Source organism: Candidatus Paceibacterota bacterium, assembly GCA_035546035.1.
GTDB lineage: Bacteria > Patescibacteriota > Minisyncoccia > Phycocordibacterales > UBA6065 > UBA6065.
The window spans coordinates 13,728-33,477 of sequence record DASZXC010000014.1; the positions used below are offsets into that span (position 1 = coordinate 13,728).

General features: G+C 56.3%; 24 protein-coding genes and 1 tRNA gene. 12 read left to right on the top strand and 13 right to left on the bottom strand.

All coding sequences use genetic code 11. The annotated features are described in order from the left end of the window. Nucleotides 1-7 precede the first annotated feature (7 nt). From VHE10_03600 to VHE10_03620, 5 genes are all read left to right on the top strand, one after another. Nucleotides 8-430, top strand: coding sequence for a DUF1761 domain-containing protein (locus VHE10_03600; protein HVU06841.1), 423 nt, complete (start codon nt 8-10; stop codon nt 428-430). Nucleotides 431-497: 67 nt separating this feature from the next. Beyond that, a complete protein-coding gene (locus VHE10_03605; protein ID HVU06842.1) occupies nt 498-1,430 on the top strand; it encodes a rhodanese-related sulfurtransferase in 933 nt (310 codons plus the stop codon). Between the two features lie 14 nt (nt 1,431-1,444). Beyond that, entirely contained in the window at nt 1,445-2,488 is a 1,044-nt protein-coding gene (locus VHE10_03610) for an AI-2E family transporter (protein ID HVU06843.1), read from the top strand. 64 nt (nt 2,489-2,552) lie between these two features. Then, nucleotides 2,553-2,936, top strand: coding sequence for a DoxX family protein (locus VHE10_03615; protein ID HVU06844.1), 384 nt, complete (start codon nt 2,553-2,555; stop codon nt 2,934-2,936). A gap of 12 nt (nt 2,937-2,948) precedes the next feature. After that, nucleotides 2,949-5,891 (top strand): ATP-dependent DNA helicase, encoded by a 2,943-nt coding sequence (locus VHE10_03620; protein HVU06845.1) that lies wholly within the window; start codon nt 2,949-2,951, stop codon nt 5,889-5,891. Here the strand turns inward: VHE10_03620 and VHE10_03625 are convergent. Then, nucleotides 5,878-6,567 carry a DsbA family protein gene (locus tag VHE10_03625; GenBank protein HVU06846.1) on the bottom strand — a complete coding sequence of 230 codons (690 nt, stop codon included), beginning with the start codon at nt 6,565-6,567 and terminating at the stop codon, nt 5,878-5,880. The genes VHE10_03620 and VHE10_03625 overlap by 14 nt on opposite strands. Before the next feature lie 47 nt (nt 6,568-6,614). Between VHE10_03625 and bcp the strand changes: the two genes are divergently transcribed. Further along, nucleotides 6,615-7,100, top strand: coding sequence for a thioredoxin-dependent thiol peroxidase (gene bcp, locus VHE10_03630; protein ID HVU06847.1), 486 nt, complete (start codon nt 6,615-6,617; stop codon nt 7,098-7,100). Between the two features lie 15 nt (nt 7,101-7,115). Here bcp and VHE10_03635 read toward each other — a convergent pair whose 3' ends face one another. Beyond that, nucleotides 7,116-7,691 (bottom strand): ribonuclease H-like domain-containing protein, encoded by a 576-nt coding sequence (locus VHE10_03635; GenBank protein ID HVU06848.1) that lies wholly within the window; start codon nt 7,689-7,691, stop codon nt 7,116-7,118. A gap of 23 nt (nt 7,692-7,714) precedes the next feature. On the opposite strand from VHE10_03635, the gene VHE10_03640 reads away from it, so the two are divergent. Next, nucleotides 7,715-8,485, top strand: coding sequence for a hypothetical protein (locus VHE10_03640; protein HVU06849.1), 771 nt, complete (start codon nt 7,715-7,717; stop codon nt 8,483-8,485). Nucleotides 8,486-8,504: 19 nt separating this feature from the next. Here the strand turns inward: VHE10_03640 and VHE10_03645 are convergent, their stop codons facing one another. Continuing rightward, nucleotides 8,505-8,963, bottom strand: coding sequence for a hypothetical protein (locus VHE10_03645; protein HVU06850.1), 459 nt, complete (start codon nt 8,961-8,963; stop codon nt 8,505-8,507). A 159-nt stretch (nt 8,964-9,122) separates the two neighbouring features. On the opposite strand from VHE10_03645, the gene VHE10_03650 reads away from it, so the two are divergent. Beyond that, on the top strand, nt 9,123-9,413 hold the full coding sequence (locus tag VHE10_03650) for an RNA-binding protein (protein ID HVU06851.1): 291 nt from the start codon (nt 9,123-9,125) through the stop codon (nt 9,411-9,413). A gap of 90 nt (nt 9,414-9,503) precedes the next feature. Next, nucleotides 9,504-9,893: a hypothetical protein gene (locus tag VHE10_03655; protein HVU06852.1), complete on the top strand. Its 390-nt coding sequence runs from the start codon at nt 9,504-9,506 to the stop codon at nt 9,891-9,893. 12 nt (nt 9,894-9,905) lie between these two features. On the opposite strand, the gene typA is transcribed toward VHE10_03655, so the two are convergent. The 4 genes from typA to VHE10_03675 all read right to left on the bottom strand — a co-directional run bounded on the left by typA (nt 9,906) and on the right by VHE10_03675 (nt 14,099). Further along, entirely contained in the window at nt 9,906-11,714 is a 1,809-nt protein-coding gene (gene typA / locus VHE10_03660; protein ID HVU06853.1) for a translational GTPase TypA, read from the bottom strand. Between the two features lie 112 nt (nt 11,715-11,826). After that, nucleotides 11,827-12,471: a hypothetical protein gene (locus tag VHE10_03665; GenBank protein HVU06854.1), complete on the bottom strand. Its 645-nt coding sequence runs from the start codon at nt 12,469-12,471 to the stop codon at nt 11,827-11,829. A 154-nt stretch (nt 12,472-12,625) separates the two neighbouring features. Continuing rightward, nucleotides 12,626-13,267, bottom strand: coding sequence for a nucleoside monophosphate kinase (locus tag VHE10_03670; protein HVU06855.1), 642 nt, complete (start codon nt 13,265-13,267; stop codon nt 12,626-12,628). 88 nt (nt 13,268-13,355) lie between these two features. Then, a complete protein-coding gene (locus VHE10_03675; protein ID HVU06856.1) occupies nt 13,356-14,099 on the bottom strand; it encodes a TlyA family RNA methyltransferase in 744 nt (247 codons plus the stop codon). A gap of 125 nt (nt 14,100-14,224) precedes the next feature. Here VHE10_03675 and VHE10_03680 point away from each other — a divergent pair, with 125 nt between their 5' ends. Beyond that, nucleotides 14,225-14,647 carry a hypothetical protein gene (locus VHE10_03680; GenBank protein HVU06857.1) on the top strand — a complete coding sequence of 141 codons (423 nt, stop codon included), beginning with the start codon at nt 14,225-14,227 and terminating at the stop codon, nt 14,645-14,647. 44 nt (nt 14,648-14,691) lie between these two features. On the opposite strand, the gene VHE10_03685 is transcribed toward VHE10_03680, so the two are convergent. Both VHE10_03685 and VHE10_03690 read right to left on the bottom strand, forming a co-directional pair. Further along, complete coding sequence (locus VHE10_03685; protein HVU06858.1) at nt 14,692-15,417, bottom strand: hypothetical protein; 726 nt, start codon at nt 15,415-15,417, stop codon at nt 14,692-14,694. 8 nt (nt 15,418-15,425) lie between these two features. After that, nucleotides 15,426-16,052: a sigma-70 family RNA polymerase sigma factor gene (locus tag VHE10_03690; protein HVU06859.1), complete on the bottom strand. Its 627-nt coding sequence runs from the start codon at nt 16,050-16,052 to the stop codon at nt 15,426-15,428. A gap of 91 nt (nt 16,053-16,143) precedes the next feature. On the opposite strand from VHE10_03690, the gene VHE10_03695 reads away from it, so the two are divergent. Both VHE10_03695 and VHE10_03700 read left to right on the top strand, forming a co-directional pair. Continuing rightward, a tRNA-Asn gene (locus VHE10_03695) sits at nt 16,144-16,219 on the top strand. Between the two features lie 32 nt (nt 16,220-16,251). Continuing rightward, nucleotides 16,252-16,680 carry a VOC family protein gene (locus tag VHE10_03700; GenBank protein HVU06860.1) on the top strand — a complete coding sequence of 143 codons (429 nt, stop codon included), beginning with the start codon at nt 16,252-16,254 and terminating at the stop codon, nt 16,678-16,680. Here VHE10_03700 and msrB read toward each other — a convergent pair. From msrB to VHE10_03720, 4 genes are all read right to left on the bottom strand, one after another. Further along, nucleotides 16,674-17,060 (bottom strand): peptide-methionine (R)-S-oxide reductase MsrB, encoded by a 387-nt coding sequence (gene msrB, locus VHE10_03705; protein HVU06861.1) that lies wholly within the window; start codon nt 17,058-17,060, stop codon nt 16,674-16,676. The genes VHE10_03700 and msrB overlap by 7 nt on opposite strands. Before the next feature lie 5 nt (nt 17,061-17,065). Further along, complete coding sequence (gene msrA, locus VHE10_03710; GenBank protein HVU06862.1) at nt 17,066-17,614, bottom strand: peptide-methionine (S)-S-oxide reductase MsrA; 549 nt, start codon at nt 17,612-17,614, stop codon at nt 17,066-17,068. A 58-nt stretch (nt 17,615-17,672) separates the two neighbouring features. After that, nucleotides 17,673-18,548 carry a peptidoglycan-binding domain-containing protein gene (locus VHE10_03715; GenBank protein ID HVU06863.1) on the bottom strand — a complete coding sequence of 292 codons (876 nt, stop codon included), beginning with the start codon at nt 18,546-18,548 and terminating at the stop codon, nt 17,673-17,675. 87 nt (nt 18,549-18,635) lie between these two features. After that, nucleotides 18,636-19,643 (bottom strand): serine hydrolase, encoded by a 1,008-nt coding sequence (locus VHE10_03720; protein HVU06864.1) that lies wholly within the window; start codon nt 19,641-19,643, stop codon nt 18,636-18,638. Nucleotides 19,644-19,750 lie beyond the last annotated feature (107 nt).

Here is a 19,750-nt window from a genome sequence, read left to right on the forward strand (position 1 = left end):
TATTTCCATGTTTTTCGAGAACATCAACTATATCGTCGTTATCGCCGCGACCGCCGTCGGTATCATGATCGGCTTTATCTGGCATTCGCCGTGGGCTTTCGGCAATATCTGGAAAAAGTCCCAGTCCTGGGGCGAGGACAAGCTCATAGCTAAAAAAGCGGGGAAGTCCATGCTCCCGGTATGGGCCGTGACCGCGGCTTCGACCCTGGTGACTGCTATCGTCATCGCCGCTCTGTTTAATTCTCTCGTCGTGACGTCTATCGCAGGCATGATCGTCCTCGCGCTTTCCGTCTGGGTCGCGTTCGTTCTCCCGATCAAGCTCTTCGACGTCATCTTTGGCGGCGACAACTGGACGTTCTTCCTCGTGTCCATCGGCCACGAGCTTCTCGTCGTCCTCGCGATGACGCTCGTCATCGGCATCTGGGGCTAAGGCCGACCGCAGCGCAAGCTTTATTTTCGGGCGATTTCGTATAGAATGGCTCGCATAAGCCAGCCATATGAGCCACGAGATACTCCTTTATTACAAATACACATCCGTGCGGGATCCCGAAAAATTCGCCAGGGAGCAGCGGGATTTTTGCGACCGCCATAACCTCAAGGGCCGCATCATCGTGGCTAAGGAGGGCATAAACGGGACTCTGGAGGGCCTTATAAAGGATACCCGCGCGTATAGGCGTTTTTTGAACTCTAAGACGGGGTTCAAGAGCGTACATTGGAAGATAAGCCAGGGCACAGGCGTCGCGTTTCCTCGCCTTTCGGTCAAAGTCCGACCGGAGATCGTGTCGCTCTCTTTGGAAAAAAATAAGGACGCGGATGTCGATCCTCGGAAGACAACGGGCGTCCATCTGAAGCCGGCCGACCTTAAAAAATGGTTCGATAAGGGCGAAAAATTCACGATCATAGATATGCGGAACGACTACGAACACAAGGTCGGCGCATTCGAAGGCTCGATCTTGCCGCCTCTTAAAAACTTCCGCGACTTGCCGAAGGTCATGCCGAAATTGAAGAGATTCGCACAGGATAAAGTGCTCACCGTCTGCACGGGCGGCGTCCGATGCGAAAAAGCGTCAGGGTACCTTATCAAAAAAGGATTCAAGGACGTGTACCAGCTCGACGGAGGCATCGTATCGTTCATGGAAAAGTATCCGGGCGTCCATTTCAAGGGATCGCTCTATGTGTTCGACGGGCGCGTGACCATGGATTTCGGCGGCGGAAAAGGAAAGGCACGCGACGTCATCGGCGTCTGCGAGAAATGCGGCGCGAAGACCGAAACCTTCGCGGATTGCACCAACCAGGACTGTAGGAACCAGATGCTCTGCTGCAAAGCATGCATAAAGGCGGATAAAGCGTATTGTTCGGATAAGTGCCGTCTCATTATAGAGAAGAACCCTCGCGCCCGCTCGCGCTCGATAGCGAAGACGGAGCTCTAGGCTATAATGAAGCCATGGACACCAAGAAACTCCAGCTTCATTTCTTTATCGGGATCCTTCTCCTCGTCGCCATCCTCACGGTCTGCCTGTTCTGGTCCTTCATAGCGCCGCTCGCTCTGGCGTTCATGGCCGCGATCGTAGCGCGTCCGATCCACCAGTTCCTCCTGCGCGAATGGGGCAATCGCCGTACGCTCGCGACGCTCGCGACGGTATTCTTCGTCCTCGTCGTCGCTCTCGTCCCGCTCGGCATCCTCATCCATCAGGCGACGATCGAGTCGATTAATTTTTACACCGACGTCCGCGACGGGAACAGGGGAGCGCTTGATATGATCTCTGACAGCGTCATCGGCCCTCTCCATTCGCTTTTTCCCGCATGGAACATAGACGTCAAGGGTTATGTGAAAGGCGTCGCCGACAGCCTCGTCCGGAATGCCGGCGGCATATTCTCGTCGGCGTCGTCGGTCGCGCTGAGCACCTTCATCGCCATCGTCGGCCTCTTCTACATGCTCCGCGACGGACATGCGTTCAAGAAGACGGTCATAGACCTTTCGCCGCTCGCCGACAGATACGACAATCAGATCATCGAAAAGATCGAGCGCGCCGTTAACTCCGTTGTCCGCGGCTCGCTCTTCACTTCTTTGATCAAAGGCATCCTTGCGACTATCGGCTTCGCCATATTCGGCGTGCCGCACGCGATCCTCTGGGGCATGCTCACGGCCATCGTGTCGCTTCTCCCGGGCATCGGCGCGGGCCTGACCATAATCCCTGCGAGCCTCTATCTTTTGGCTCTCGACAGGCTCGTCCCTGCGGTCGGCGTCCTTGTCTGGGGCACGATCGTCGTAGGGCTCGTGGATAATTTCGTGATGCCGTTCGTCGTGGGCAGGGGATTCACCGTCCACCCGCTGTTCGTCCTGCTCTCGGTCGTGGGCGGCATCATATTCTTTGGGCCGATCGGGCTTTTCCTCGGCCCGCTCGTGATCGCGCTCCTTTCGGCGCTGCTTGAAATATACAAACTCGTCATTTTGGACGACGAAGGCAAGCGCACGACGGTCATATGATCGGCGGACAGGCCCGGTTTTTTCGCATGATACAATACAGATATTAGAAATTAGACCTTCCCTTATGAAATCCAACAATACTGACGTAGCGCTCCTTCTCGTGCGCATCGCCCTCGGTCTCGTATTCCTCGCCCACGGAGCGACGAAATTCATGGATATGCCGGGAACGCTCGAATTCTTCTCGGCGATGCACCTTTCGCCGTTTTGGGCGTATATCGTAGCGACGGTCGAAGCCGTCGGCGGCCTCTCGATGCTCCTTGGCGTCGCGACAGGCTGGTCAGGCATACTTTTGGCCATCGTCATGCTCGGCTCGACCTTTCTCGTGAAGATCTCTCACGGATTCATCGGCGGATACGAATTCGATCTCACGCTCTTCCTCTCGGCCATCGCGATATCTCTCGCCGGTCCGGGCAAATACACGCTCACATTCGCTTTGAAGCGCGGCTAATCGAGACAAGATGTGTCTTTTGACGAGCGCTATAGGAATCTGAACAAAGGTCAAAAAGAGGCCGTAGACACGATCGACGGCCCGGTAATGGTCATTGCCGGACCCGGAACGGGCAAGACGACCATCCTCACGCTCCGCATAGCGAATATCCTCAAAAGGACAGATACGCCTCCTGACGCGATCTTGGCGCTTACGTTCACCGAATCGGGCGTGCGCGCCATGCGCAAGAAGCTCGCTGACATCATCGGCCCCGCAGCGTACCGCGTCCGCCTCCATACGTTCCATAGCTTCGCGAACGACATCATCAAGACGTATCCTGACCGATTCCCGCGCATCATCGGCGCCGAGCACGTCGAAGGGCTCGAGCAGATCGCCCTCGTCGAGAAGCTCCTCGAAACGGGCGACGACGGGGGCGATTTCGGTATCCTCCGTCCCAAAGGCGACCCGACGTACTATGTATCTAAAGTCATAAGCGCCGTAAAAGACCTGAAGCGCGATCATATCTCGTCCGCCAAGCTTGCCGAGCTCATCGATGCCGAGGAAAAAATCGTTTTGAGTATGCCGGACCTTCGCCATGAGAAAGGGAAATACGCCGGCCGCGTAAAAGGCGAATATCAAGATAGGCTCGACGGCACGGCGAAGAGCCGTGAGCTCGTCCGAGCGTATGCAGCATATGAAAAAGCGCTCGAGCAGAACCGCCTCTATGACTTCGAGGATATGATCATCGAAGTGGTAAAAGGATTGTCTGCCGATCGGGACCTGTGCCTCCGTATCCAGGAAGAGAGCCAGTACATACTGGCTGACGAGCATCAGGACGCGAATACCGCCCAGAACGAGCTCCTCGAGCTCGTCTCTTCATTCCATGAGGACCCGAATCTCTTTATCGTCGGCGACGAGAAGCAGGCCATATTCAGGTTTCAGGGCGCTTCTCTGGAAAATTTCCTGCATTTCAAGCGCAAATTTCCGGGCGCAAAGCTGATACGGCTTTCCGATAACTATCGCTCGCACCAGATCATTCTCGATGCGGCGCATGCGCTCATCGGCAATAATCCCGTTCCGGATGAGGGCCTACGCGTTGAGCTCGCGGCGAAAGCACCCGGCTCGATCCCGAAGGCCATCGATTGCGTGACGCTGCCTGATATTCCGAGCGAATTAGATTTTGTCTCGCGCGAAGCGAAAAAACTGATCGAAAGCGGCGTTGCCCCGCAAGAGATCGCCGTGCTCATTCGCAATAACCGCCACGCCGAAGCCGTCGAAAGAGCTTTTTCCGCTGCGCATATCCCCGTAGCGCGCCTCGCCGATGCCGATGTGCTCGATCATCCGTATGTCGCGGCTCTGATTTCAGTCATCCGCGCGTCGCTCGATCCTGCGCAGAACGAATTCGTCGCGCGGGCGCTTTTAGCGCCGTTTCTCGGTCTCGATATCGCGGCGGTTTCCCACGCGCTCGAAACATGGCGCAGGGAAAAGGGGCTTTTGATCGATTCTCTCCGCGCCAACGAAGCTACGAAGCCTTTCGCGCTCTTGCTGGCGCGCTTCGGCCGGTTAGCGTCGGGAGATCCCGTCGTGGATGCATTCGAAACGATCGCCAATGAATCCGGTTTCGTCGAGTTCGTGGTGAAGCACGAGAGATCGCGCGAGCTCGTGCCGCTGTATTCGGCGCTCCTTTCGACCGTCGTGCGATTCGCCGAACGCGAACGGTCGGCGACACTCCGCGACCTTGTGGCGCGCCTCGACCATGCCCGCGAGCATGGCTACAGTATTGCGGCGTCGTCTATCCCTCCGCAGGGCGTCCAGCTCATGACCGCCCACGGTTCAAAGGGTCTTGAATTCGAATACGTATTCATCGTCCACGCGAACGACAATGTGTGGGGAGGAAAAAAGGCGCGAAAAGCATTCGCTTTGCCGAATATCGGTGGGGAAACGGGCGCGGAGCGCGCTCCCGATGCGGGCGACGGCGCCGAAGACGAGCGCAGGCTCTTCTATGTCGCTCTCACGCGCGCGCGAAAGCATGTATTCATAACCTCTTCCGAGCGCGACTCTGACGGCAAGGAGCTTTCGCTGTCGCGATTCATCCTGGAGATCCCCGAAGCCCATGTCCGCCGATCCGTAGAGGCCGGCTCCCGTTCCATCGCCATAAAACAGGCCGGCAGAAAATCTCTTTTTAAAGACCCTGCATATATCCGCTCGCTTTTCTTGGAGCGGGGGTTTTCGGTGACGCATCTCAATAATTTCCTCGTCTGCCCGTGGAGGTACTTTTTCCTTAACCTCATTCTTCTGCCGAAGGCCCAGGAAAATCCGCAGCTCTACGGATCAGCTATCCACGGCGCTCTTCATGACTATTTCGAGGCTTATAAGCGAGAGGAAGATATGCCTGTGGACGAAGCGGTCAGCCTCTTTGAAAAATATCTTCGCCGCACGCACATGACCGAGCGCGACCTCGCCGATTATGTCGCGTCGGGAAAAGAAGAGCTCAAAGCGTACCTCGCCGCCTATCAATTCCCGCGCACCATCTGGAACGAATATAAAGTCTCCGGCGTGCCGTTCAAGGTCGGCGATGCGGAGATACTCCTGAACGGAAACTTGGATAAGGTCGAATTGGTCGAAAGCGATTCGGTAAACGTCGTGGATTACAAGACCGGCAAGCCGCAGTCGCGGAACAAGCTCGAAGGCAAGACCAAGGATGCCGACGGCGATTACAAGCGTCAGCTCGTATTCTATAAATTGATCCTCGACCGCTATAAATCAGGCGAGTGGAATATGAAAACAGGCACGCTTGATTTCATAAAGCCCGATGACGGCGGCAGATTGCGCCGCGAGGCATTCGTCATAACGGACGAAGAGGTCCGCGAGCTTGAAACGACTATAGCTGACGCGGCAGGGAAAATACTCGCCTTCGATTTTCAGGGCTGCGAAAAGCCCGACTGCGAATGGTGCGCTCTCGCTAAGAGTTTTTGAGGACCGTGTCGATAATGTTCTTCATCGCCTCGAACGGAAGGGCGCCCTGGTCGAGCGATATCTTGTCTCCGCCCGCGAATATGACGCTGTACGGCGTGCCGCGCGTGCCCGTGCTCAATGCTTCCTGCCGGTCTGCGGTGATCTTGGACTCATATTTATTCGAAGCGGCGCATGCGGCGAACTGCGATTTGTCTATGCCGAGGTCGGCGGCGAATTGAGGCAATTTCGAAAGGTCGAGGCCGTTATTCGACGTCGTCTCTTGGAATACGCGGTCAGCGTATTTCCAGAACGCGTCGTTTCCGCCGATCTCGCCGGCGCATTCGAGCGCTTCGGCTTCGGGGATCGAATTCGTGTGGACAGGAAAATGCCGGAACGCCCATGCGACTTTGCCCGGATACGCGTTCACGATCTGGTGGAGCACCGATTGGTATTGCTTGCAGAACGGGCATTCGAGGTCGGAATATTCGACGATCATGATCTGGGCGTTTCTATTGCCGAGGACGTAATCCGAAGACGTGACCGCTTTGATGCCGTCGGTCGTCGTTTTCGGCGCGGTATCAGCGACGGCGGGGGCCGGCGCAGAGCCGCGGCCGCTCCAATAGAGTCCGAAACCGATAAGGGCGCCCGCGATGATGATGGCGAGAGGGATCGAAAGGGATTGTTTTTGCTCGTTCATAACGTATATAGCTGTATAATGAAGGAAATTATAACACATACCTATCCATGAAATCGCTCGATCAAATCGCTCTCATTGGGAATCCCGCGCCGGATTTCACCCTTAAGGACCAGGATGGCAAGCTCCGGTCGCTTTCCGACTGGCAAGGCCAGTGGGTCATTCTCTATTTCTATCCCAAGGACATGACGTCGGGATGCACGCTCGAAGCCCAGGAATTCCGCGACCATGAATACGAGATCGGAGATATGAACGCGGTCATCATCGGAGTAAGCCCTGATGACCAGAAATCGCATACCAAATTCTGCCAGGAACAGAGCCTGAACTTCACGCTCCTCTCGGATACGGAAAAGGAGGCTGCCGAGGCATACGACGTTTGGAAAGAGAAATCTATGTACGGAAACAAGTACTGGGGCGTCGAGCGTACGACGTTCCTGATAGATCCTGCCGGCAAGGTTGCCAAGATATATTCAAAGGTGAGGCCTCTCGGCCACGCCGAGGCCGTCATTGCGGATCTCGAGAAGCTACAGAAATAGCCGAAAAGCGGCGCGCTAGAACCCCAGCGTGAACGTCATGGCGCTCTCGACTTTCTTCTCCCAGTCGCGGGTGTCGAGCTTCATCTCCTTCACTGCGAGGCCGTCTTTGAATTTGAGCGACCCGTTCTTAAGGGCGTAGTCGTAGATGTCCTTTGTCACTTTCACATCGTCTTTGCAGTACTTTATGATCTTTTCGATTTCGCCCTGCTTCCACCAGGTGACCGCTTCCAATCCGTGGCCTGATTTGCCCGCGCCGAGCGTCGCCTGCGCGATGGAATCCAGCTTGATCCGGAAGCCGAGAGATTTTTTGACCTCTTTGAGGAGGTCGAGGCTTTTGATCTTGGTCAGATCGCCCGGATAGTATTTATCCAGGAGGGGAATGTCGAAATGGTCGCCGTTGAACGTGATGAGCATATCGGCTGATTCGAGGATCGGCCAGAGCTTGCCGAAATCTTCCTGCAAAAAGCTGTGATACTGATCGGTCGAGTAGTCGTACAGGCAGACGACGGAGATATCCAGGTCGCGCGGATCGTTCGAGCCCACATCCTGGAAGATATTGCGGGTTTCGATATCGAATACTATCTTTCGCATGGGAGGCATTGTAGCATATGCTTATGGACCCGGTACTGAATCTCTATAAGAAGAAGAGCGAGACGCCTCTCCAGACCGTGGAAAGGTACGTCAAAGCCTATCCGGAATACGCCAAGACGCGTATGACCTATGCCGGTAGGCTCGACCCTATGGCCGAAGGCGTTCTAGTCGTGCTTTCGGGCGAAAAGAACAAGGAGAGGGAAGCCTATACGGGCTTGGACAAAGACTACGAATTCGAATTCATACTGGGCGTCGAGACCGATACGTTCGATGTATTGGGCAAGATCGCCTCTGGACCTTTGGCGAAAGCCGTGAGCGGCGTTTCAGAGGCTATCGTCGCGGGCGCTCTCAAAAAATATACCGGCAAGATCGAGCAGAAATATCCGCCGTATTCATCGAAGGTCCTCGATGGCGTGCCGTTATTCGAATTGGCCCGCAAAGGCAAGCTCGCGGAAAAGGATATTCCGATCCATGTCGTTGAGGCAAAAGACATCGAGCTCGTCTCTTCGCGAAGCATACCGAAAGACCGGTTCGTGGAGATGATATACAAAGACATAAGCGCCGTTCAGGGCGATTTTAGGCAGGACGAGATTTTGAAAGCATGGGACCTCTATTTCGCCGATGGGGCGCCTGACGCGTTCATGATATACAAGGCCCGCGTCTCGTGCGGAAGCGGATTCTATGTCCGCCAGCTCGTCTCTGACGTCGGTCGAGACCTCGGCATAGGCGCCGTCACGGTCTCCATACTCCGCACGAGAGTAGGGAGCTACAACATAGCGGACTCTATAAAATAAAAACGGCTTCGGCCGGTTTTTAGATGCGGTTCGCTATATTCGCGTCCTCGACGAAGCTCTGCATAGAAGGCTGTCGTGCGGAGATCCGCGCGGCGCTGTCGGAAACGATGATGACGAACGTGCTGCCGAGGGCGATAAGGATCGTCATGAGCCATTTCACGTATGCGGCCCAGGTCGGCTTGTCCCAGACGCGGTGGAGGACGAAGATCGAGTAGAACGATATGAAGAAGGGGAGCACGAGCGCGACGACGAACGCCATGCCGGTGAAAAGAAACGCGACGCCCGTGAGCGCGGTATGCCCGAGGATAACGTACAGGAGGAAGCGTACCGCAAGGAAGAGATTATCAACGTGATAGAGCGTGAAATAGCCGAAAACGCCAAGGTATGCGAGCGTGCCGATCGATCGGATGTCGGGCGCGAAGTAGAAGTCGGCGACTTCCTTTATATATGATCTTTTTGCCGCCGGTTTGTCTGCCATAGGACTATACATTCACACATTTTAAATATTTGTCAAACAACGTTTGACCTGGCGGCTATAATCGTCTATACTCGTGGCTAATCGTCAGTGTCAGTGGTGAGAGCGAAAGTTTAAGCCAAAGGCAGGTCGGACGGGAGTTATAAGAAATACAAGTCATACATGGCAAAGAAACTTTACGTGGGCAACCTCTCGTACGGCACGACTTCGGAGAGCCTCAAGGCAGGCTTCGAGAAGGCGGGTTCCGTCATCGAGGCGATCGTTCTCACCGACAAGATGACCGGCCGTTCGCGAGGCTTCGGCTTCGTGACGATGGAAGACGCTGATGCCGACAAGGCGATCGCGGCTTTCGACGGCAAGGATTTCGAAGGCCGACCTATCAAGGTCAACGAGGCGAAGCCTATGGAGGAGCGCCCTCGAAGGTCGTTCGACAGCAACCGCAGGAGCTTCTAATTCCTGCAAGACAAAAGCCGCCCCTGTGAAAATAGAGGGCGGCTTTTGCTATCATGTGGGAGGACCACTTCAACGAAAGGATCTTTTATTATGAATCAGCATTCCGGCGACGCCAGGGCATTCCTCTCTGCCGTCGAGCCGTTCTTGGCGGATCTGCGGAGGCTCTATGACGAAGGCGGCGGCGAAGGGCGGGCATTCGCCCGCGATATCCGCCTCGAATCGGAGAGGCTTATCGCTTGGGGCGACGGGCTCCAGAAGCATATGAAATGGATGGAAGACCTGCAGAAAGAAGGCCTTAGAGATAAGCCTCTCAAGCCGTTCAGCAAGGAGGCCCGCGAATACGGTCAGTGGAGAGAGCGAGAGCGCCTGTATGTCGAGCGTCTGGATCGGCCGCTCTTCGAGGCGATCGACCGGCTCGACGAGCTCCGGGGCGTGCTCTCGAAGCCCGTCTCCGCGCACATCACGCAAGAACCCGCATAATGCGGGTTCTTTTTATACCTTCTTCTTCGCTTTCTCGCGGTCGGCCTTTTTCAGATACTGCTTGCGGAGGCGGACCGATTCAGGGGTGATCTCGAGGAAGTCGCTTTCGTGCATGATCTCGAGGCCTCGCTCGATGGTGAGAGTGAACGGAGGGATGAGGTCTATGGCTTCGTCCTTGCCTGCAGATCGGTAGTTCGACATGACCTTGCCTTTGCATGGATTGACTTCGAGATCGTCGCCTTTCGACGTGTTGCCGATGAGCATGCCTTCGTACACGGGAACGCCCGCGCCGATATAGAGAGTGCCGCGCTCCTGGAGGTTCCAGAGGGCGAAGCCGACGGCGTCGCCGTTCTCCATGGAGATCATCGATCCGAATTCGTGCTTCTCGATGACGCCGACGTGAGGCCTGAAACCGATGAAGCGGGCGGAGAGGATACCTTCCCCGCGCGTATCCACGACGAATTCGCCGCGATAGCCGAGGAGGCCGCGCGTCGGGATCTCGAAGGTGAGGCGGGTGATGCCTTCATGCTCTCGCATATTGGTCATGATGCCCTTCCTCTGGGAGAGCTTGCGGATGACTTCGCCCGATACGTCGTTTCGGACGTCGGCGGTCACCTCTTCGAACGGCTCCGATTTGACGCCGTCGATCTCTTTGACGATTACCTGCGGCTGGGAGACCTGCAATTCGAAGCCCTCGCGACGCATGGTCTCGAGCAGGATGGAGATATGGAGCTCGCCGCGGCCGTAGACCTTGAACGTATCGACGCCGGGGATCGTCTCGCCCGGAGCAGGGGAGAAATCGATCTTAAGGCCCACATTGACCTCGAGCTCCTTCTCAAGGCGCTCGCGGATTTGGCGGGTGGTGACGAATTTGCCTTCGCGTCCCGCGAAAGGCGAGTTATTGACGAGGAAGTTAAGGGCGATGGTCGGCTCGTCCACGTTGATGGCATGAAGGGGCTCTTGGCCCGCGCTCTCGCAGATCGTCTCGCCGATGAAGATATCAGGGAGGCCGGCCACCATGACGATGTCGCCCGCCCCTGCTTCGTTGACCTCTTTGCGGTCGAGGCCTTCGAACGAATAGAGCTTGGTCACCTTGCCCTGGCGCGCCTCGCCGGTTGGCTTCTTGATAAAGACGTTCTGGCCGACCTTGATCTTGCCCTCATAGACGCGGCCAAGGCCGAGTCGCCCGGTATAGGAATCGTATGCGAGGTTGAATGGCTGCATACGGAGGGGCGCTTCGGTATTGGAAGGAGCCGGAGGGACGAGCTCGAGGATTGCGTCGAGAAGGGGAGTGAGATCCTTCGATTCGTCAGTGAGGTTCCGCTTGGCTATGCCCTGACGGCCGATCGAATAGATCGTGGTGAAATCGAGCTGAGCGTCGGTCGCTTCGAGCTCGATGAAGAGTTCCAGGATCTCGTCGAGGACTTCTTTTGGGCGCGCCGCAGGTTTATCGATCTTGTTTATGAGGACGATCGGCCTCATTCCCAATTCGAGGGACTTTTTGAGCACGAAACGGGTCTGGGGCATAGGGCCTTCCTGGGCGTCTACGAGAAGGAGGACGGTATCGATGGAGCGGAGCACGCGCTCGACTTCGGAGCCGAAATCGGCGTGTCCGGGAGTGTCGATGATATTGATCTTGGTGCCTTTATAATTTATCGAAGCGTTCTTGGCATAGATGGTGATGCCGCGCTCCTGCTCGAGAGCGTTCGAGTCCATGGAAAAGCCTTCCTTGGCGACGCCGGACTGCTTCATGATGCCGTCCATGAGCGTGGTCTTGCCGTGGTCCACGTGGGCGATGATGGCTATGTTCCTGATCTGCATGGGTTTCTAGGGAAAATAAAAAATGAGCCGCAGCTCTTTATGGAGCTCTATTTAAACAAAAAAGCCCTTTTTTGTCAAAAGGGCTTTGAAAGCTTGCCTGTGCGGGCGCGTCCTATGCCGCGGGAACCATTCCTATCGCGGGGAGCGCCGGCGGAGAGGACGATTTCCGGCGCGTGACCGCCGGAAGGGGCTCTGCCGCCTGCTGCGAGATGGCCGGAATGTCGCCGGTGCGGGCGAACCTTTCGACGAGGCTGCGGACGAAAGGCGCGTGCCGAGCCTGCGCGAGGTCGATCTCGAAGGCGGGATCGCCGCGCTCCTTGAGCTTCTCGTGGATCGTCACGTTCTCGATCTCGAATCGGGCCACCTCGTTCGTTCGCGCCTCTTCCTTGATCCCGGCCGACGTCATGATGACGACAGACTGGATCTGGAAGCAGCGGTCCGAAAGAAAGGCGAGAACGCTGTCCAATTCCCCGGCCGAGAGGACATCGCTATCGATCACGAGGAAGGGGAGCGCTCTGTTTTTCAGAATCGCGACCTTTACCGCGTGCAGCCTGTCGCCGCCGGCCGTCGTCGGAAGGCTGCCCGGTCCGATATAGACGATGGGCCGCTGTTCGGGTCCCGTCAGATCTGCGGCCAGATTCCGCCCATGGGAGCGGTCCTGGCAGAGGGGGCTTATGCCGATGAGAACGGCGGTCTTGGCGACGGGTCTGGAGACGGAGGATGAGGTCGGTTCTTGCCTGTCTGGACGTGTGAGCATATTGAGGTAACTGCGGTTTTCTGCGTTTTGAGTTTAGGTACGCCTCTTTTGGGAAAGAGCTTGCCGTTCGAGATAATCTCATGAAGTCGTATCGGAGTCAATATACCATTCCGCATAGAAAAGGCCCCTATCTTGTCGATAGGGGCCTTGCAGATCATGCGTCCGCGAACGTCGTTTCCAATTCGAGGATGCGCTGATGAGCGATCGCCACCCGCGCTTCCGGCTCATGGATGCCGGAATTGATCTCGAGGTAGCGGCTCGGATATCTTCCCGCGAACGCCTGGACCACGGGAAGAAGAGTCCTTTCGAACAGGTCCTGCCGCGTATTGCACATATCGAGGGTTTCGCCCTGACGGCCGCGTTTGAGCATGCGCTCGATCGCGATTCGCCGTTCGATCTCGAGATAGCACATCACGAAGCGGCTGCTTACCTTGCCGATCTCCTCGTTCTGGACGTCGTTCCGAGGAAAGCCGTCGAGGATGATACGGGTGTAGCCTTCAGCCTCGAGCTCGGCGATCCGGGCAAGGACGATGGGGATCACGTATTCATCCGGGACGTTGTTGCCCGATTCCCTGAACGAGCGGGCGGTCTTGACCATCGCGCTCTCTCCCTCGTCGCCGCCGTTCCGAGGCGCGTTGATGAAGTCGTCGATGGCCTTGCTCGTCACGACCAGGGCGGTCTTGCCGAGTCTCGGCGTAAGCAGTTCGCCCGTAAACTCCTTGCCGGCGCCGGGACGGCCCGCAAGGAGGATAAGGGTTACGTGTTTCAGCGCATGTGTAATCTGTTCAGATTGCAAACTAACCTCCTATGGTTTTAGGGTTTATTGTTGACGTGAAAGAACAAAGATAAAAAGAATCTAACACGCAAATCCTCCTTCGGCAACGTTAGCGCTTGAGGAGGACGAGGTATTCCTTATTACCCTTCTCGCCCTCGATAGGAGAGTCGGTTTGGGCTATGAACGAGAAGCCGCTTTCCTTTGCGGAGGCGACGACTTTCTCGAGGGCGCTTTTCCGGACAGCCTCATCGGTGACCACTCCTTTATACTTGTCGGCGATTTCTTTGCCGACCTCGAATTGCGGCTTGACGAGGATGATCGCTCGGCCTCCTTTCTTTACGAGCTCGCATATTTTCGGCAGGGCGAGCCCGACCGATATGAACGAGAGGTCCGCGACGACGATGTCGGCGGGGGAATCCGTCGAAAAATCGCGAATATCGGTCTCTTCATGGGCTTCGACGCGGGGGTCGGAACGGAGCGACTGATCCAACTGTCCTTTCCCCACGTCTATGGCGATGACCTTTTCAGCGCCGTTTCTCAAAAGGCAATCGGTGAAGCCCCCGGTAGACGAACCGACGTCGATGGCGGTCAGTCCTCGCGCGTCTATGCGGAATGTCGAAAGCGCGTGGGCGAGCTTTTCCCCCGCGCGACTGACGAATGCCGCGTCTCCGGCGACCGCTATCGCATCGTCAGGCGAGATATCCATGCTCGCCTTGGCCGCGGCCGCGCCGTTCACGGTCACTTTTCCGCGCTTGATGAGGTCGCTCGCGGCCGACCGGGAGCGCGCCAGGCCCCGCCTTTGAATCTCGACGTCGAGCCGGTTCGCGCTCATAGAGAGGTTCTCGTTTTCCATGCGCTTACTCTACTGGAAAAAGCCGCCGCTGTTTATCCACAGCGGCCCCATAATGCTTTAAATCTATAATGAGGTTAAATCGGGCGACCGTGCCGCGATATAGGGGCGCTCCCCGGTATGCATTTATGAGCCATTCCATTCGCCAGCCGTCCTTCGCTTCCCGCGGATTCAAATTAGCCCTCCTTTGGATCCTTTTCGCTCTCGTCTCTCTCGCAACGTACGCGCTTTCGCATAGAATAGGATCTGACGCGCTCAACGCTGCAGCCGCTTTTCTTGCCGGCGGCCATAATGCGGAGATAGCTCTCTATGCCGACAGGGCCGAGCCTTCTTCGATCGAAGTGCGGCAGGGCGAGCAGGTCGTCTTCGTCGTCAAAGACGACAGCCGCCACGACATGGCGGAAGATCGATCGCAAAGGAGGGAAGCCCGCCTCGCATCGGGCGAGATACGAAAGGGCGAGAGCTATGCCCTGGTCTTCCGCCAGAGCGGCTCCCTCTCGTTCTACGACCGCCTGAACCAGGATATCCGCGTGACCGTCACCGTTCGTTGATCGGCCGGCTAGCGCGTGACCGTCACCGTTCGTTGATCGGCCGGCTAGCGCGTGGTCGTGGCCTGCTCTTTCCGTATCTCCGTCTCGAACGGCCTGATCTCGACTGCCCGGAACGTGAGGTCGCCTGTCTTCTTGCCGATGATCTTGACGCGGTCGCCGGTCTGAAACTTGAATCCTGCCGGCACAAGCGCGACGCCGTCTCCCGTCACTTCCCAGAGGTCGAAATTCTGGTCGCGGAGCGTGAATTGGTCATCCGATTCCTTCGCTTTGATCGAACCTGAAAGAAGGCCGTGCTCCGGATCGAACCACGTCTCGGTATTGAGAGGAACCACCGTCGAATATATGGGTATGTTCTCTGCGGCTGCTTTGTTCACATATTTCGCCACGTTGAGGGTATAGAGCACCGATCCGAACGCGACGGCGACGATCCCGGCGATAAGGGCGAACTGCCGCGCCGTCACGCGATAGCCTTTCCTCGTGCGCCTGAAATTGATATACGCCGCCGCGGCGACGGCGATCGTTGCGGCGATCCAGAAGACGGGGATCGAATAGAGGAGGCGCTCGGAGAAGGAGAGGCCGAGCTTGGCGAATATCGTCCGGTCGGTGCCGAAGACCATGAATATGATCATGCCGAAGCCGAGCGAGAGCGCCGCGGCGAACACGCCGAGAAGCACCCAGAGGATATAGTCGCGGACGCGGAAGTACGTCTTCGGCGTTGGCCTGACCTTGTCCGCCTTTATTCTCTTCAAAATTTGTTCTTGTAGCGTCATGGTCTTTCTCATAGCCCTCCTAAGTGCATTCCTCCTTCATCCGCGAGCCTCTTGAATTCCTTCTTGGCCCGGTGGATAAGCGTAGCCACGGTCCCGGGGGGCTTGCGCAGGATATCTGATATGTCGTTATAGTCTTTGTCTTCGAGGAACTTAAGGACGAGGACCGACCGATATTTCGGCTCGAGCCGGTCGAGGACCGACGTGATGTTCTTCTTGACGTAGTCGCGGTCGACTTCGGCGAGGACGTCGTCGTCGGCGGCCATCGTCTCGGCGAGCGTCATCGTGTCGTCGTCATACGCCTGGTCGTCGAGAGATGCGCCGACATGCTTCTTCCGGCGGAGGTGATCTATCGATTCGTTATGGGCGATTCGGTATACCCACGAGGAGAACGAGAGGTCCTGGTCGAAGTCGTTGAGGTTCTCGTACGCCTTTATGAATATGTCTTGAAGGAGCATGTCGAGCTCGTCCGGGGTGGGGCGGGCGATGCGGCGGATATAGCGGCGCAAAGGCTCTTGATACTTTTCGATGATGCGGCCGAACTCTTCGCTCGATTCGAGCGCTCTCTGGACAAGGGCCGCGTCCTCCCGCGCGGCACTCAAGCCTTTTTCCGTCCCGGTTATGAATTCATCGGCCATGGCATGTCCATTATAGTTTATACGTTCGAGGAGGGCGATTTCTTCATAAACACGTTGCGGGAGGCCGTAAATCTGCTATTATGCAGAGCATTCCTCGGTAGCTCAGTCGGTAGAGCGTCCCGCTGTTAACGGGAGGGTCCCTGGTTCGAGTCCAGGCCGAGGAGCCAGGCAAGTTACCCTTTAATGGTATAGTTGTCCTATGACAACGATAAATCCTTGGATCAACTTCAACGGCAATGCCGAAGAGGCGTTCATGTTCTATAGATCGGTATTCGGAGGCGACTTTACGAAAGTCATCCGTTTAAAAGACGTCGCGAGTCAGGAATCCCCGGTATCGGACGCCGACGCGGAGAAGATCATGCTCATAGCGCTGCCTATCGGCAAAGGCAGCCTATTGATGGCTAACGACGTGCCCGCATCTATGGGCAAGGTGAACGAGAACGAGAACCGAAGCAAGATTTCCGTCAGTACGGACAGCAAGGAACGGGCGGATGCCATATTCAAGGATCTCTCGGCGGGAGGGCAAATCGAAGTCCCGATGAGCGAGAGCGCTTGGAGCACTTATTTCGGCATGTTCAGAGATAGATACGGCATAGAGTGGATAATAGAGTTTTCATCCGCTCAATGAGCGCTCTGATCGGGATTTATATCTAGGCACACCGAATTCATGCAGTAGCGTTTGCCGGTGGCCGTAGGTCCGTCGGCGAATACATGGCCCAGGTGCGAGCCGCAGGTGGCGCAGACGATTTCGACGCGATTCATGCCGTATTCATTGTCGGGGACCTCTTTTACCGCGCCGGGCAATGCCTGATCGAATGACGGCCATCCTGTACCGCTTTCGAATTTCGCCGTCGAGGGGAAGAGCGGCGTGCCGCAGACCTTGCATGTGTACGTGCCCGATCGCTTCTCGTGCAAAAGCTTCCCGCTGAACGGCGCTTCGGTGCCTTTTTCGCGGAGGACGTGATATTCCTCCCGAGTGAGCCTCTGCTTCAATTCTTTTTCGTCCATATTTTTTATTTTAAGAGCTTTTCGAATCGCTTCTGGAACTTTTCAAGCTTCGGTGCGATGACGATCTGGCAGTACGGCGCGCTTTTATTATTCTTGTAATAGTCGTGATGATAATCCTCGGCCTCATAGAACGTATCAAGAGGCCGTATGTCCGTTACGACAGGCTTGTCGTATGCTCTCGCATCATTCAATTCTTTGATCAGACCCGCCGCTTTCTGCCTTTGTCTGTCGTCGGCGTAAAAGATCGCCGAGCGATATTGGGTTCCCACGTCCGCGCCTTGGCGGTTCAGCGTCGTCGGATCATGGGTGTTGAAGAATACGGCGAGAAGGTCGTCATATGATACGGCCGACGGATCATATTCTATTTCGATCGCTTCGGCATGGCCTGTTCGGCCCGTCGAGACTTCGTCGTACGTTGGATCAACCTTGGTTCCTCCCGTATATCCCGGCTTTACCGATATGACTCCCTTAAGCATAGAGAAAACCGCTTCGGTGCACCAGAAGCAGCCGTTCGCGAACACCGCTTTTTCGTATATCGCATCGCGCTCCGCCATGTCTGAAGTATAGCAAAAACGCCTTTCGGCGTTTTTGCGAGGCGTTTCCTGAAAGCGGCTAGCGGCAAATAAATGTCGTACCCGAGCTCGATGTCTCATAACCGCAGCTCATGCTTACGCTCGTGCCGGTGACGGTTCCCGGATACGGGTTCCAGTTTGATTTCGAGACGCCGAAGCTACTGCTCGCATTCGCTGCGCTGCTATCGGCCTGGGTCGAAGAGCTGATGCCTTGGGCTTGGTCGATAGAAGCATTCCCTCCGACGTTAGACGAACTCGTCGGATAGAAGATCCCATTGTACCAATATCCCGTGCCCGAATTGGCCGTCGCGACCGACGTGCTCATGCCGGGAACGTTATTGATCGGATACCAGACTCCGTTATTCCAGTAGCCGGCGATGTCTTTCGTGCTCGTCGGAATAACTCCGTACCAGTTACCCTGGTACCAGTATCCCGTAGGGAAGAGCGGAGCGAGCATCGAGGTGCTAACCGACGTTCCGTTCGTCGAGACCGGGTTGATGGACGTGCCGACATTCATCGCGACGGTCGAGCTTCTGGTCGCGATCCAGGCCGTGATCGAGGCCTTGCTCAACGGGCCGAAGTAGCCGGTCGCTGGGACCCCATGGGCGCTCTGATATGCGGCGAGCGCCGACTGGGTCATCGCGCCGAAGTATCCTGTCGGATAGACGCTCAGATAGCCTTGCTCCGCAAGGAAGCTCTGAAGGTCGTATACATACGCGCCCGTCGATCCTATCGTGAGGTCAGGAGAAGAGGCGAAAGAAGGCATGCCGGCCGTCGTTCCTGACATAGCCGACACCGACGTCGCGGTATATGTCTGGGCGTTCGCCGCCGCCGCAAGCACGGCGACTCCTATTGCCGCGAGGATGAGCGGAGCCCAGAACATGCGCGCGCTGCGGACATTCATGGTGTGGTTCATAATGTAAGCTTGTTATTGGTAATCCTCAACGAATGAGGGCCACCGATATTACGAACCGATCGTATTCCAGGGTTTCAGCGCGCTGCCTTATCGCGCAGGCTTTCCTATGTTTTGGTAGACAATGCTTGAAATTAAGCTGATCACTGCCTTTAATTTCGAAAAATCAGTGCCGCGAGTCATAACGCAGACGACATAGGGATCGTTCGGCTTGTAGACGATGCCGCAATCATGGAGCTGGCGCTCGATGACGGCCCCTGTGAGGTCGTCGAGCGTCGTCTGCTCGCCGAACTTATGCGCGACCGTCGTTCCGGCGGGGACGCCTGCGACGAGGCCGCCATCGAATGTCGTATGGGAAAGCATGTCGAGGGCGTATTCCGAGAACGAGTTCGGCAGGTACGCTCCGTTGTAGAGCGCGCGGAAGAGTCTCGAATATTCCTGCGCCGAGAGGAAATCCGGTCCCGACGTCGCCGTCGGCAAGGGCATGCGGAGGTCTACGAATATCTGCGCGAAGGCATTATGTCGTTCGCTGTTCAATATATATGAGCTTAAGACCTCTTCGGCGGTATTATCGGAATCCTCGATCATGGCCTTGATGAGATCGGCGTTGCTGTACCGGCCGGTCGCAAGCGGGTGCGTCGGCTTGAAATTCTGTCCCGGATCGTCTTTGAACGTGTAGAGCTGCTTCTCTGTCATGATGGTCGGGTCGACTTCCTGTATCTTCTGGTAGGCCATCATGATCGACACCTTGAGCATGCTCGACGGAGTGTATTTCTCAGTCTCGTTCACGCCCATCCAGGATTCATCCACCATGTCTCTCACGTAGACCGAGACGTCCGTCGCGTCTCTCTGCGCGACGCTTTTGTCTATGAACGACTTGATCTGGCTCTCCAGAGCCTTGTATTGAGGGAAACTGCTCTTGTCGCCGAAGCCGATGAGGAGGATCGGATTTATGAATCTATAGTCGGCGGAATTCTCGCGAATGACGCGGCTCGGAATGGGGCGGGGAACGGACATGCCGTATCCGTATCCTGCCCAAAGCCCCGCGGCTAGAAAGAGGGCCGAAAGGCCGATGACCGCCCAAGTGGTTTTCTTCATCGCCTCTCATATTAATCCGTTGAATCAATCCCGTCGAGGCCTGACGTATTAGCGGATGAAAGGCCTCTTAAACTGCCTTTTACAGATCGAGTCCTTCCTTACCTCCG